General features: G+C 44.9%; 1 protein-coding gene and 1 pseudogene. Both read left to right on the top strand.

What is annotated here, in order from left to right; genetic code table 11:
* Positions 1-189 (top strand): annotated as a pseudogene (locus REG_RS10295) (Rpn family recombination-promoting nuclease/putative transposase); the annotation flags it as partial.
* A 149-nt stretch (positions 190-338) separates the two neighbouring features.
* Positions 339-566: KilA-N domain-containing protein (locus REG_RS10290; protein ID WP_006705588.1), on the top strand; the 228-nt coding region annotated here is incomplete at its 3' end.

Here is a 566-nt window from a genome sequence, read left to right as displayed (position 1 = left end):
GTTATGACATTTGCACAACAACTCGAAAAACGCGGTGAAGAGCGCGGTAAACAACAGGGCATGCAACAGGGAGAAAAAAAAGCATCCTTAAAAATAGCGAAGCAACTTCTGGATAGCCATGTAGACCGAACCTTAGTGAAAGTAGCTACCGGACTTTCGGATGAAGAGCTTGACACGTTGTTACATTAAGTTCCTTTTCGCTCCCGCTACCTATTTCCTAAGCTAACCGATACCGCCTACGCCAGTACGCGGTTTTTTTACGCCTGTTAATTCAAGTAAACCAACACTTAAACACACTCAATCCTTTCCCGATAGGCAATAATCAAGGAGAACTCACCATGCCTAAAGAAAATCTTCCCATCGTGGCGGGCATCACTGTCACCACCGATGAAGTCAACCGTTTTAACCTCAATGCCATTCACAAAGCGAGTGGCGAAGGGGGTAATAAAGCGCCAGCACAATGGCTTAGGACTCAGAGTGCACAAGAATTAGTTGCCGAAGTGGAGAAACAAACTATGCAAAAATGCATAGTTTCAATTGAAGGCCGAAAAGGAGGTACCTATGCT

This window comes from Candidatus Regiella insecticola LSR1 (assembly GCF_000143625.1).
GTDB lineage: Bacteria > Pseudomonadota > Gammaproteobacteria > Enterobacterales > Enterobacteriaceae > Regiella > Regiella insecticola.
The sequence above is the reverse complement of the archived record's forward strand: the minus strand, read 5'-3'. Positions and strand labels throughout refer to the sequence as shown.